The 13,859-nt window shown below is 72.5% G+C and carries 5 protein-coding genes; 4 read left to right on the top strand and 1 reads right to left on the bottom strand.

Annotated features, from left to right (window positions below; translation table 11 throughout):
- From ACFZBU_RS23385 to ACFZBU_RS23370, 4 genes are read left to right on the top strand one after another with little or no spacing between them, the layout of a single operon-like run.
- Complete coding sequence (locus ACFZBU_RS23385) at positions 1–3,165, top strand: amino acid adenylation domain-containing protein (protein ID WP_391585553.1); 3,165 nt, start codon at positions 1–3, stop codon at positions 3,163–3,165.
- Positions 3,162–6,554, top strand: coding sequence for an amino acid adenylation domain-containing protein (locus ACFZBU_RS23380; RefSeq protein WP_391585552.1), 3,393 nt, complete (start codon positions 3,162–3,164; stop codon positions 6,552–6,554). The genes ACFZBU_RS23385 and ACFZBU_RS23380 overlap by 4 nt, the downstream gene beginning before the upstream one ends.
- Positions 6,551–12,220, top strand: a complete 5,670-nt coding sequence (locus ACFZBU_RS23375; protein WP_391585551.1) for an amino acid adenylation domain-containing protein — start codon at positions 6,551–6,553, stop codon at positions 12,218–12,220. The genes ACFZBU_RS23380 and ACFZBU_RS23375 overlap by 4 nt, the downstream gene beginning before the upstream one ends.
- Positions 12,217–12,423, top strand: coding sequence for an MbtH family protein (locus ACFZBU_RS23370; RefSeq protein WP_391585550.1), 207 nt, complete (start codon positions 12,217–12,219; stop codon positions 12,421–12,423). Before ACFZBU_RS23375 ends, ACFZBU_RS23370 begins: the two co-directional genes overlap by 4 nt.
- Positions 12,424–12,577: 154 nt before the next feature.
- Here ACFZBU_RS23370 and ACFZBU_RS23365 read toward each other — a convergent pair whose 3' ends face one another.
- Positions 12,578–13,768 (bottom strand): NAD(P)/FAD-dependent oxidoreductase, encoded by a 1,191-nt coding sequence (locus tag ACFZBU_RS23365; protein ID WP_391585549.1) that lies wholly within the window; start codon positions 13,766–13,768, stop codon positions 12,578–12,580.
- Positions 13,769–13,859 lie beyond the last annotated feature (91 nt).

Below are 13,859 nucleotides of genomic sequence, written 5' to 3'. Positions count from 1 at the left end.
ATGCGCAAGTCCCAGCCGGTACCCCTGCCGCCGGAACCTCTCGACCGCGCCGCGGCGACCCCGGCGCAACACGGGATCCGGTTCACCGAACTCGCCGGGCACACCGGCACCGCCCACCACATGCCGCTCGCCATCCGGTTCACCGGCGACCTCGACCCGGCGGCCCTGGCCGACGCCTGCGACGCCCTGGTCGCCCGCCACCCGGTCCTGGGCAGCGTGCTGCGCGAAGACGACGGCGAACTGTGGCTGGTCCCCGCCGACACCATGCCCCGACTGGTGACCCGTACCCTGCCCGCGTCGGCCCCCGAGCGGCGCGCGGAAGCCGTCGCGGAGCTGATCCGGCGCGAGACGACACGCCCGTTCGAACTCGGCTCCGCCCCGCCGGCGCGCTTCACCCTGCTGGACGCGGGCCCGGACCGCCGGTTGCTGCTGGTCGTGGTCCACCATCTGGCCTTCGACGGCGGCTCCAAGGACATCCTGGTCCGCGAACTCGGTCTGCTCTACGCCGCGTTCGCCACCGGCATCAAGCCGGACCCGGCGGAGCGCGCGGAATGCGCCGACGCCGAGCGCATCGCCCGCGAGGCGGCGGAGTTCACCCGTCGCGTCGCGCTCGCCAAGGAGCGCTTCGCCGCCGAGGCCCAGGACCCGCCACCGGTGCGGCTGCCCGGCGCGGCCCGCACCGGGACCGACGGCGGACCCGGCGAGTCGGTGCCGATCCCCGTCGACGACACACTGCGGCGCGACCTCGCCGGCACCGCCGAACTGCTGGGCATCAGCTCGTTCGCCCTGCTCCTCGGCGCGCTGCACGTGCTGCTGTGGCGCTACGGCAACGAACACCCCACGGTCGCCATCGGTCTGGGTACCCGCACACCCGACACCCGCGACCGGATCGGCCCGTACGTCAACGAACTCCCGGTACACAGCCACCCGTCGCCGAACACCGCGTTCGCCGACTTCGGTCGGGCGCTGCGCGCGGACCTGCGCGAGCTGTACCGGGTGCGCGACGTGCCACTGGGTCGGGCGGTGGCCGGGCTCACGCCGCGCCCGGCTCTGGCGCCGGTGTCGATGAGCTACCGCCGGCGCACCGAGGTGCCCGACTTCGCGGGTGTGCCCGCGTCGATCGACTGGACCATGTTCAACCACGCCGTGCGCGGCGATCTGCATCTGCAATGCCTGGACGACCCCGACCGGCTCGCGCTGCACCTGCACTTCGCCACCGACGCCCTCGACCGGGGCGCGGCCGAACGGATCGCGGGCCACTACCTCACCCTGCTGCGCGCGATCGTCGCGGACCCGGACACCCCGCTGTCCCGACTCGCGGTGCCGACCGATCGAGAGCGCACCACGGTCCTGGTCGACTGGAACGACACCGCCCGGGCCGCCGACCGCGCGACCCTGCCCGAACTCTTCGCCGCGCAGGCCGCCCGCACCCCGAACGCACCGGCGGTGCACTGCGGTGCCGAACGACTGACCTACGCCCAGCTGGACGCGGCCGTGGAGGCGGTCGCCCGGCGGCTGCGCACCGCCGGCATCGGAGCGGGCGATCTGGTGGCGGTCTGCGTACGGCGCACCGCCGCGCTGCCGACGGCCCTGCTGGGCGTCCTGCGAGCCGGCGCCGGCTATCTGCCCCTGGACCCCGAATATCCGTCCGCGCGGCTGGCGAGCGTGCTCGGGGACTGCGCCGCGAGCGTGCTGCTGACCGAACGCGACCTGCTCGTTCGATTCCCCGAACACGCCGCCGACGCGCTGCTGATCGACGAGATCGACGAGATCGACACCGCGACGGCCGGGACGGCCCGATCCCACGTGCCGCCGGCACCCGGCGACCTGGCCTACGTGCTGGCCACCTCCGGCTCCACCGGCCGGCCCAAGGGCGTGGAGATCGAGCACGGCGCGCTGACCAACCTGCTCGCCTCGATGCGGGACACGCTGGCCGGCGAACACGACCCGGTGTGGCTCGGGCTGACCTCGGCCTCGTTCGACATCTCCGCCGTGGAACTGTACGTACCGCTGATCACCGGCGGCCTGCTGGTCCTCGCCCGAGACGGCGAAGTACGCGACGGTCGGGCGCTGCTCCGACTGATCCGGGACGAACACGTCTCCCATGTGCAGGCCACACCGTCCGGATGGCGGATGTTGCTCGACGCCGGCTTCGCGGAGCCCGCCGTGATCGCGGTCGCCGGAGGCGAGGCACTCCCGCTCCCGCTCGCCCGCGAACTGCGGTCCCGAGTCGCGCGGTTGGTGAACGCGTACGGACCGACCGAGACCACGGTGTGGTCCAGTACCGCGGAGATCGGCCCGGACGCCGACGAGGTGACCATCGGCCGCCCGATCGCCAACACCCGGATGTACATCCTGGATGCCGAGGCGGCACCGGTCCCGATCGGTGTCGAGGGCGACCTGTACATCGGCGGCAGCGGACTCGCCCGCGGCTACCGACACCTGCCCGGCGCCACCGCCGACCGGTTCGGCCCGGACCCGTTCGGCCCGCCCGGCAGCCGGATGTATCGCACCGGCGACCGGGCCCGCCACCGCGCGGACGGCCGGATCGAGTTCCTGGGCCGGGTCGACCACCAGGTCAAGATCCTCGGACACCGGATCGAACTCGGCGAAATCGAAGCGGCGTTGCTCGCGCACCCGGACATCGCGACGGCCGCCGCGCTGGCCCGGCGGGACGGGGCCGACGAGCCGCATCTGGTGGCCTACCTGGTACCGCGCGCGGGCATCGCCCCGAGTCCGGCCGAACTACGGGTACACCTGGCCGCGACGCTGCCCCGCGCACTGGTGCCGAGCGCCTTCGTCGCGTTGGAGCGTCTGCCGCTGACCCCCAACGGCAAGCTGGACCGGGCCGCGCTCCCGGCGCCGGCGCGAGTGCGGGCGGCGGACCCGGAGCCCGACCCGGATCCGGCGGCCCCACCGAGCATCGACCCCGGCCCGGCCGCCGAGATCACCGCCATCTGGCGCGAAGTGCTCGGGCTGGACGACATCCGCCCCGACGAGGACCTGTTCGACCTCGGCGGTCACTCGCTCACCGTCACCCGAATCGGCGCACGGATCCGCAAGCGCCTGGGCGTGGACGTACCGCTGCACGTCTTCTTCGAATCCCCGACCATCACCGGACTCACCAGCGCGGTCTCCGCGATGCAAAGCGAACGGCGGCCATGAACACCCCATCCCGAAGCCACGACCCGCACCCGCACCGGCCCGCGCGGCAGACCGTGCACCGACCCGACCGCTCCACTCGCGCACCGCTGTCGGCGGGGCAGGAACGGCTCTGGCTGCTGGACCGGCTCAATCCCGGTGACGCCGCCTTCAACATGTTCCAGATCCACCGACTGCGCGGACCGCTGGACGTCGACGCCTTCGAGCGCGCGCTGGCCGAACTGCTCGCGCGGCACGACAGCCTGCGGGCCACGTTCCCGGACGAGGACGGCGTGCCCGCCCAGGTGATCGCCCCGCCCGGCGACTTCGTGCTGGAACGGGTGGCCGTCGACGGCATGCCGACCGAACGCGAGCGGCACGCCCGCGAGCTGGTCGCCGAACGCACCAATCGTGCCTTCGACGTGGCCCGGGGCCCACTGCTGCGGGCGAGCCTGCTGCGCCTGGACGAGGACGGGTACGACCACGTGTTCTGCCTGGTCCTGCACCACATCGTCGCCGACGGCTGGTCGATGAACGTCCTGGAAGCCGAACTCGCCGCCGTCTACGCGGCCTTCACGGCCGGTCGACCGTCGCCGTTGGAACCGCTGCCGCTGAGCTACGTCGACTACGTGCGGCGCCAACGCGAACTCGTCGACGCGCCCGGATTCGACGAACGGCTGGCCTACTGGACCCGCGAACTCGCCGGAGCGCCGACCCTGGACCTGCCCACCGACCGCCCCCGCGTCGGCGGCGGCCACGCCGGGCGCGGCGGCACCGTCACCCACCACCTGCCCGCCGAGCTGCGCACCGGCATCGAGCAACTCGGCCGCCGGGAAAGGGTCACCCTGTACATGACCCTGCTCGCCGCCTATCAGACCCTGCTCGCGCGCTACTGCGATCAGGAGGACGTGTGTGTGGGCTCGCCGCTGGCGGGCCGGGACGAGGAGGAGTACGAACCGCTGGTCGGCTACTTCCTCAATACCCTGGTCCTGCGCGGCAGCACCGCCGGTGATCCCACCTTCCGGGCCTTCCTGGCCCGCACCCGGACGGTGGCACTCCAGGCGTTCCAGTACCAGGACGTGCCCTTCGAACGGCTCCTCGCCGCCTTGGACGTGGAGCGCGACCCGGACAGTCCACCGGTGTTCCAGACCATGCTGGTGCTTCGCCCGCCCGCGGGCCCCGGGTTGCGGCTCGGCGAGGTGACCACGGAGGTCTTCGAATCCGGGTTCCGGCAGGCCAAGTTCGACCTGACCCTGGAGGTGTGGCCGCAAGACGACGAACTGGTCGTCGAATTCGTCTACGACACCGAACGCTTCGTGCCCGAGACCGTGGCCCGGCTCGCGCGCTGCTTCGAGACGCTGCTCCGGGGTGCGGTGGCGGACCCGGACACGCCGCTGTCCCGACTGCCGCTGCTGCCGCCCGCCGAGCGGGCCCGGGTCTCGGCCGCCTCATCCGGACCGCCGCCGGGCGAATGCCCGGACCCGATCGCGGCCTTCGAGGCACAGGCGCTGCGCACCCCGCAGGCCGATGCGGTCGAGTGCGGAGACACCCGGATCGGCTACGCCGACCTGGACGCCCGGGCGAACCGGCTGGCCCGGGAACTGCGGCGCGGCGGTACCGGCCCGGACTCGGTGGTCGCGGTGTGCGCCGAGCGCTCGATCGAGACGATCGTCGCGCTGCTCGCCGTGCTCAAGGCGGGCGGTGCCTACCTCCCGGTGGATCCCGCGCTGCCGACCGAGCGCATCGCCTACATGCTGGCCGACAGCGCTGCCCAACGTGTTTTGTGCCGACCGGAGTTCGCGGACCGCTTCGCCGACGTGGCGCCTGCGATGCTGCTCTTGGAGGCAGACGTCGTCGGTGGTCGCGACGGAGAGCGGGACGCAGATCGCGAGGGAGACCGCGACGGAGGCCGGGACGCGGGTGGGGACCGGTCCGCAGACGTCGACGGCGACGAGGCGCAGGACCCACCGCGCACCCCGCTCGCCGGTCCCGACCATCTCGCCTACCTCGTCTACACCTCCGGCTCCACCGGCCGACCCAAGGGCACCCTGATCACCCGGGAGGCGCTGGCCGCCCGGGTGGCCTGGATGCGCGAGCGCTACCGGACCGGCCCCACCGACCGGGTCCTGCAGTTCGCCTCGTTCGGCTTCGACACGCATGTGGAGGAGGTGTATCCGACGCTGCTGAGCGGTGCGACCCTGGTGCTCGCCCCCGCCGACGGTCTGCTGCCGGACTTCTTCGGCACCGATGCCGGTCGCTCGCTGACCGTGCTCGACCTGCCCACGTCCTACTGGCACGAACTGGTCGCACAGACCCCGGGCCTGCCCTGGCCGAAGGCACTGCGACTGCTGATCATCGGCGGCGATCAGGCCGACGTGGCCTCGACGCGGCGCTGGCGCGAGGTGTTCGGCGACCGGGTCGACCTGGTCAACACGTACGGTCCCACCGAGACCGCGGTGATCGCCACGTCGGCCACCCTGGCCGGCCCGCGCGCCGAACCCTGGGACGGCACCCGACCACCGATCGGGCGCCCATTGGCCGGCACCCGCGTGCACGTGCTGGACCGGCATCTCGAACCCGTGCCGCCGGGCGTACCGGGCGAGTTGTGCATCGGCGGCATCGGACCCGCCCGGGGATACCTGGGCCGCCCGGGCCAGACCGGGCTGCACTTCGTGCCCGACCCGTACGGCCCACCCGGCTCCCGGCTCTATCGCACCGGCGACCGTGTGCGGCAACGCCCGGACGGGCAACTGGAGTTCCTCGGCCGCACCGACCAACAGGTCAAGCTGCGCGGCTACCGGATCGAACTCGGCGAGATCGAGGCGGCCCTGGTCGCGCAACCGGACATCGGCCAGGCGGCGGTACTGCTGTGGGACGAGCCGGGCGATCCACGACTGGTCGCCTATCTGGTGCCCGGCACCCCGGCGGCCGACCCGCCGGACCCGGCGGCGGTACGGGCAGCGCTGGCCCGGACGTTGCCCGCGTACCTGCTGCCCGCCGCGTTCGTGGTGCTGGAGCGGCTGCCGCTGACCGCGAACGGCAAGCTCGACCGGGCCGCATTGCCCGCACCCGAACAACGCGCCCCGTCGGCAGTCTCGTTCGTGGCGCCCCGGGGCAGCGCCGAGGAGCTGGTCGCGGAGACCTTCGCCGACGTGCTCGGCCTGGAGCGGGTCGGCGCGCTCGACGACTTCTTCGCCCTCGGCGGCCACTCGCTGCTGGCCACCCGCGCGGTGGCCCGGCTCGGCGCGGCGATCGAACTGACCGTGCCGATCCGCGCCCTGTTCGCCGATCCCACGGTGGCCGGACTGGCCGCGTCGGTCGAGGAACTGCTGCTGGCCGAACTCGACACCCTCTCCGAAGCGGACGCCGAGCGACTGGTGCTGGACCAGGCCGAGACAGGAGACCCGCGATGACGCGTACCCCGGCGCCGGCGACTCGTCCCGGCGAACTCTCGGTCGCCAAGCGCACCCTGCTCGAACAGCGGCTGCGCAGATCCGCCACGGCCGCCCCCGCGTCGATCCCCCGACTGCCGGACGGGGCCGAAGTACCGCTGTCCTCGGCACAGATCCCGCTGTGGTTCATGGAGAACCTGACGCCGGGAACCGCCGCGTACACCATCCCGTTCGCACTGCGGCTGCGTGGGCGGCTCGACGAGCAGGCACTGGACCGGGCCTTGAACGCGCTGCTGACCCGGCACGACAGCCTGCGCACCACGTTTGCCACCAGTGCGGACGGTCGACCGGTGGCCACCGTGCATCCGCCGCTGCCGCTCACCGTGGCCCGGCATACGCCCGACGAGCATCTCGACGCCGAGGGCCGGGAGCGCTGGGCGTCGGCCCTCGTGGGCGCGGAGTTCGCCCGCCCGTTCCACCTGGAGGTGCCTCCGCTGGTGCGGGCCGCACTGGTGCGGCTGGACCGGGAGGACACCATACTGGTGGTGGTCCTGCACCACCTGGTCGGCGACGGCTGGTCGGTCCACCTGCTCGTCAACGAACTGATGGACGACTACAACGCGTTCACGACCGGTCTGGAATCGCCCCTGACCGAACCGGCGGTGCGATACGGCGACTACGCGGCCTGGCAGCAGCAGCGCCTGGCCGGTCCCGAAGGCGAGCGGGCCGCCCGCTATTGGCGGGATCGACTGGCCGGGCTGGGTACGCTGGCGCTGCCCACCGACCGTCCCCGACCGGCGCGGCAGACCTTCACCGGCGACGCGCACGCCTTCACGCTGGACGCGAAACTGGCCTCCGCCATCGTCGAGTTGGGCCGTGCACACGGCGCCACGACGTACATGACGCTGCTGGCGGCCTGGCAGGCGGTGTTGTCCCGGCACGGCGGCCAGAGCGACTTCGCGGTCGGCTCGCCGATCGCCGGACGTCCGCACCCGGACCTGGAACCGATGATCGGCATGTTCGTCAACATGCTGGCCATGCGAGCGCCGCTGGCGGGGGATCCCACCTTCGCCGAACTCCTGGGCCGGGTCCGGGAGAGCAGCCTGGATGCCTACGCACACCAGGATCTGCCGTTCGACCAGGTGGTCCGGGACCAGAACGTGACCCGCGACGTCAGTCGCACGCCGCTGTTCCAGGTCACCTTCGCGCTGCAGAACTACGGGCGCGGGGAACGAGGCTTCGCCGGGCTCGGCCACGAGTGGTTCAGCGGCGATTCCCGGGTGACCCGGTTCGACCTGAGCCTGTTCGTGTTCGAGGCCGCCGCCGGGATGCACGGCCTGCTCACCTACAACACCGACCTGTTCGACGCGAGCACGGTGGCCCGGCTCGTCGGGCATCTGACCACACTGCTGCGGGCGGTGGTCGCGGACCCGCATACGCCGCTGTCCCGAATCGACCTGCTCGAACCGCAGGAGCGGGTCCAACTGGTGACGGGCTGGAACGACACCGCTCGGGCGCTGCCCGAACACCCCACGCTCGCCGCCGCGATCGAGGCCAGGGTGGCCCTCGATCCGCGCGCGCCGGCGGTGACCCACGAGGGGCGCACCCTCGACTACGGCGAACTCGACGCCCGCGCCGAGCGGCTCGCCCGCTACCTGCGCGGGCGCGGGGTCGGCCCGGAGACACCGGTCGCACTGTGCCTGGAACAGTCGCTCGACCTCGCGGTGGCCGTCCTGGCCGTGCTCAAGGCGGGTGGGGCATATCTCCCGCTCGACCCCGAACAGCCGGTGGAACGACTGGCGTTCATGCTCGCCGACGCAGATGTGCGGGTGTTGGTGACGGACACCGCGCTGCGCGAGCGCACAGCGGGGCACACCGGCACGGTGATCCTGCTGGACCGGGAACAGGCCGCGATCGACGCGTGGGAACCGGACTCGGGCCCTGCGCCGGTGGCGGCCGGGCCGGGGAACCTGGCCTATGTGATCTATACGTCCGGCTCCACCGGCCGGCCCAAGGGCGTCGCGGTGCAGCACCGCGAAGTGCTGGCCTATCTGGACGGCGTACGCGAGCGGTTCGAGGTGGTGCCCGGATCCGTCTTCGGCCTGGCCCAGTCGTTGTCCTTCGACTTCGCGATCACCGCGCTGTACCTGGCCTGGACCACCGGCGGCGAACTGCACCTGATCCCCAAGCGATTGTCCGGTGCGGAGTTCGCCGACCGGCTGAGTCGGCATCCGGTCGACTACCTGAAGATGACGCCCTCGCACCTGGCCGGACTGGCCGCCGAGGTCGGCGCCGAACATCTGCTGCCCCGCCGGTTGTTGATTCTCGGCGGTGAGGGCTCGTCCTGGGAGTGGGCGCGGGATCTCGCCGCGATCGGCAGGTGCGCGGTGGTCAACCACTACGGGCCGACCGAGACCACGGTCGGCGTGACCACCTATCGGGTCGAGCCGCAGGACGAGCCGGTCTCGACGGTGACGCCGATCGGTCGACCGCTGCCGAACACGCGGGTGTACCTGCTGGACGCACACCTGCAACCGGTGCCGATCGGGGTCACCGGGGAGATCCACATCGGCGGCGAGCGGCTGGCGCGGGGCTACCTGGGCCAACCGGGGGCCACCGCGGACCGGTTCGTACCCGACCCGTTCGGACCGCCGGGCGGCCGGCTGTACCGGACCGGCGACCTGGGGCGATATCTGCCCGGTGGCGACGTGGAGTTCCTCGGGCGCAGCGACCAGCAGGTCAAGATTCGCGGCTATCGGGTGGAGCCGGCCGAGATCGAGGAGGCCTTGCGCGCGCAACCCGCCGTCGGGCAGGCCGTGGTCGAGGCCCGGGGCCCCGCAGGGGCGCAGCGGCTGATCGCCTACCTGGTGCCGACCGAGGACCGTTCCGGCGAGCCGCCGGCCACCGCCGACCTGCGCCGGGAACTGCTCGTTCGACTGCCCGAGTACATGGTGCCGTCCCGCTTCGTCTGGCTCGACCGACTGCCGCTGAAGGCGCACGGCAAGGTGGATCGGGCGCTGCTGCCGGAACCGGACGCCGGGGCCGGGGCGGACGGCGGCGAGCGGGTGGCCCCGGTCGGCGCGACCGAGGAGGCCCTGGTCGGGATCTGGACGTCGGTGCTCGACCTCGCCTCGGTCGGCGTCACCGAAGACTTCTTCGAACTGGGCGGCCATTCGCTGCTGGCGATGCAGGTGTTGGCCCGACTGCGCAAGGCGTTGCCGCCCGGCAGCCGGCAGGTCAGCCTGTTGGAGCTGTTCAAGCACCGGACGGTGCGCGAGCTGGCGGCACTGATCGATCGCCCGGTCGGCGAGGACGAACCACGCTCGCTGCTGCACGAGTTGACCCGGCCGGTGCCGGCGGCGCAGCGGGTGCTTTCGCTGGTGTGCGTGCCCTACGGTGGTGGCAGCGCGGTGGTGTATCAGCCGCTGGCCGATGCGCTGCCCGCCGGGCACTCGCTGTACTCGGTGGCGATTCCCGGTCACGACCTGTCCATGCCGGAGGCGCCCAGGCCGATCGAGGAGGTCGCGCAGGAGTGCGTGGACGAGATCCTGGCCCGGGTCGAGGGACCGCTGGCGCTGTACGGTCACTGCGGGGTGGGCAGCGCGCTGACCGCGCAGATCGCACACCTCCTGGAGGAGTCGGGGCGCCGGTTGGAGGCGGTGTACCTGGGCGCGATCTTCCCGTTCGCCCGACCCGAGGGCGGCGTGCTCGGCGCGCTGTCGCGATTCGCCGGACTGGAGCGGCTGCGCGGGGACCGGGTGCACCTGAACTGGCTGACCTCGATGGGCGCGGACCTCGGCGACCTGGACGAGGAACAGGTCACCTTCATCGTCCGCAACATGCGCAAGGACGGGCGGACCTCGGAGGAGTACTTCACCCGGCGGATGGCCGAGGGCATGCGGCCGTTGGCGGCGCCGGTGATCTCGGTGATCGGCGAGCGCGACCCCAGCACCGAGTTCTACCAGGAGCGCTACCGCGAGTGGCACTTCATGGCCGACGCCACGGCGCTGGTGGTGATCGACGAGGCGGGCCACTACTTCCTGCGCTATCGGGCGGACGAGTTGGCCGAGATCGTCACCGCGACACACGAGGCGGTGGCCCGGGACCGGACCGAGCCGCTGACCCGGGACGCGCGCGGTGCGGACGCGGGGTGGTGGTTGCAGGGGGTGTCGGGCGGCACGGGCGCGGGCAGTCCCGGCGCGGACGCGAGCGTGGGCACAGGCACCGGCAAGGGCGCGGGCGCCGGGAGCGGATCCGCGGCTGCCGAAGCCCGGTCGGCGCGGCCACCGGCCGTGCGGCCGAGCATGGGTCGGTTCATGGCGGTGGCCCTCGGGCAGCTCGCCTCGATCACCGGGTCGGCGTTGACCGAGTTCGCCATCCCGATCTGGATCTATCTGCGCACCGATTCGCTCACCCAATTCGCGCTGTTCTCGGTGCTGGCGCTGGTTCCGGGCATCGTGGTGGCGCCGTTGGCGGGCGCGGTGGTGGACCGCAACAGTCGCCGGGCGGTGATGCTTGCCGCGGACTGCGCGGCGGGAGCGGTACAAGTGGTGATGGCGCTGCTGCTGTGGAGCGGCCATCTGGGCGTGGGCGCGGTGTACGGACTGCTGGTGGTGTTGTCGGTGACCGCCACCTTCCAACGCCTCGCCTACAACTCGGCGGTGCCTCAGCTGGTGCCCAAACGCTATCTGGGTCACGCCAACGGCATCGTGCAAATGAGCACCGGGCTGGCGCAGTTGGTGGTACCGCTGATCGCGGTGGCGCTGCTGGCGAGCATCGGACTCGGCGGGATTCTGGCGATCGACATCACCACGTTCGTGATCGCGGTGACGGTGGTCGCGTTCGTGCCGTTCCCCGACACGATGGCGCAGACCCGGCGCGAGAGCATGGTCAAGGAGATCGCCAACGGGGTGCGCTACTCGATGGGGCACGCCGGATTCCGCACCATGCTGCTCTACTTCGCGCTGCTGAACGTGTTCCTGGCGCCGATGCTGGTGCTGATGACACCGCTGGTGTTGTCCTTCGGGTCGGTGCACACCGCAGGCGCGGTCGGCGTCGCGGCGGGCGCGGGTGCGCTGCTCGGCGGCTTGGCGATGGGGGTGTGGGGAGGCCCGCGGCATCGCCGGATGCACGGCATCCTGCTGGCCACCGTGCTGATCGCGGTCTTCGCCTTCGTGGCCGGCCTGCGGCCCTCGCCGGTGCTGGTCGGCGTCGGATTCTTCGGGGTGTTCTTCGGACTGTCCCTGCTCAACGGCATCTACGCGACGATCATCCAGGTCAAGGTGCCACAGCGATTCCACGGCCGAGTGATCGCGCTGAACACGATGGTTGCGTGGTCCACGCTCCCGCTGGGCTTCGGGGTGATCGCGCCGCTCGCGGTGCACCTGCTCGAACCGCTGTTCACCCCGGACGGCGCGCTGGCGTCCAGCGTCGGCCGGGTGATCGGGGTCGGCGAGGGCCGCGGCACCGGGTTCCTGTACCTGCTGTGCGCGTCGGCGATGATCCTGCTCGCGCTCGCCTCGTTCCGGCACCGGGTGATCGCCGGATTCGACGACGAGGTCCCGGACGCGATGCCGGACGACCTGATCGGCATCGAGGAACGCCGAAGGAAGCGCGCGGACGCGTCGACGCCGCCGCCACCCGTCCGGAAACAACCCGAACCCGAACCCGAACTGGAGAAGGTATGACCACCAACGACGAGTCCGAACGCCACTACCGAGTGGTGATCAACGACGAGGAGCAATACTCGGTCTGGGCCACCGACCGCGACATCCCGGCCGGCTGGCGAGCGGAAGGCTTCACCGGCACCCGCCCGGCCTGCCTCGCCCACATCGACGAGGTCTGGACCGACATGCGCCCACGCAGTACGCGCGGGTCGATTCGCCTCTGACCACCTGCGGCGGTGAGCCCATGGGGGCTCACCGCCAAGATCGGCGCGTTACCGAACCAGGTCCAAGAGCTCGTCGGTCTCCAACGTGAGGTCGACGGGCGAGGGAAGACGGACGATTTCCCGAAGGGGCGCGTCCACCGGTCGTCGTTCTCGGTCAGCCGGCCTCGGAGTGGGTCTCGGTGGGCTCGGTCTCGGAAGTGGGCTCGAACTTGCTTTGGGGCGGGGCGAGATGGCGCCGCTGCCAGAACGGGTGGTCGGACCAACGGCGTTCGGCCGCGTAGGCGTCGCGGTGGTTGCGGCGGTAGGCCCGAAGCAGGTCCGCGAGCCGGGCCCGGTACACCTCGGGCGCGTCTCGGCGACCCGCCAGACACGCGTCGACGGTGTGGCCGGCGGTCAGGCCGGTGTACAGCGCGCTGAGGATGCCCTGCGCGGACAGCGGATCGAACGCGGCTGCGGCGTCGCCCACCGCGATCCAGCCGGCACCGCAGACGCGGTCCAGATGCGCACCGTGGGCGGGTGCCCGGCGCGGCGCCGCGTGCGCCGGCAGCGGCCATCCGGCCAGCCGGCGCCCGACCTGGCTCGTCTCGGTGAGGAGAGCCCGGAAGCGGGCCGGGTCACCCGCTCGCGCGGCGGGCAGGTCGGCGTCGGTGAAGTAGACCACCAGGCGCCGGTCGCCGGGCAGCAGCGCGGTGTACCACCAGCCGTCCGCGCCGGCTTCGACCAGGGTGCTCGCGTCGGTGTCGGGTTCGGTGGGGTCGGCCAGGGTCAGGTGCAGTGCGACCAGCGCGTCGTGTGTGTGGCGCCGGGCGCCGCCGCTTCCGGTCGCGACCGTCGCACGGCGTCCGGTCGCGTCGACGACCCAGTCACAGCCCACCACTTCGCGCCGGCCGGGCCGACCCAGCGGCACCGACCAGGTGCCGTCCGGCCGCCGCACCGGCGCGCCGACCGGGGTGTGCTCGACCACCTCGGCACCGGCCGCACGGGCACCATCGCGCAACCGGCGGTCGAACAACGGGCGATCCAGGTGCCGGCCGGGCCCGTTCGGGTCGTGGATCGCGGAGACCGTGGTCGGCTGCGCCGACCCCCACGCGGACAGCGTGGCGTAGCAGGTGAGATGGCCGGGCCCGGGGACGTGCTCGCCGACCCCCAGGTCGGCCAGCAGCACCCGGGCCGCACCCGGCAGCGCCTCGCCGACCGCGGGCGGTCCGCCACCCGCGTCGGCGAGCAGCACCGAACGACCGGCGCGGGCGAGCGTGATCGCGGCCGAGGCACCGGACGGCCCGCCACCGGCAACCACGACGTCATAGCGCCGCCGAAGCCCGCCCGGCACCTCGACCCCGGTCACGCGAAGCCCGGTCCCGAGCCGACGCGGGTCACCCGCACCCCACGCCGGACGCGGCACTCGGCGCAGTGCACGAGGCAGCGCCCGAACCGAC

Source organism: Embleya sp. NPDC008237 (assembly GCF_042956465.1).
Classification (GTDB): domain Bacteria; phylum Actinomycetota; class Actinomycetes; order Streptomycetales; family Streptomycetaceae; genus Embleya.
This window is presented reverse-complemented; position numbering and strand designations above follow the sequence as displayed.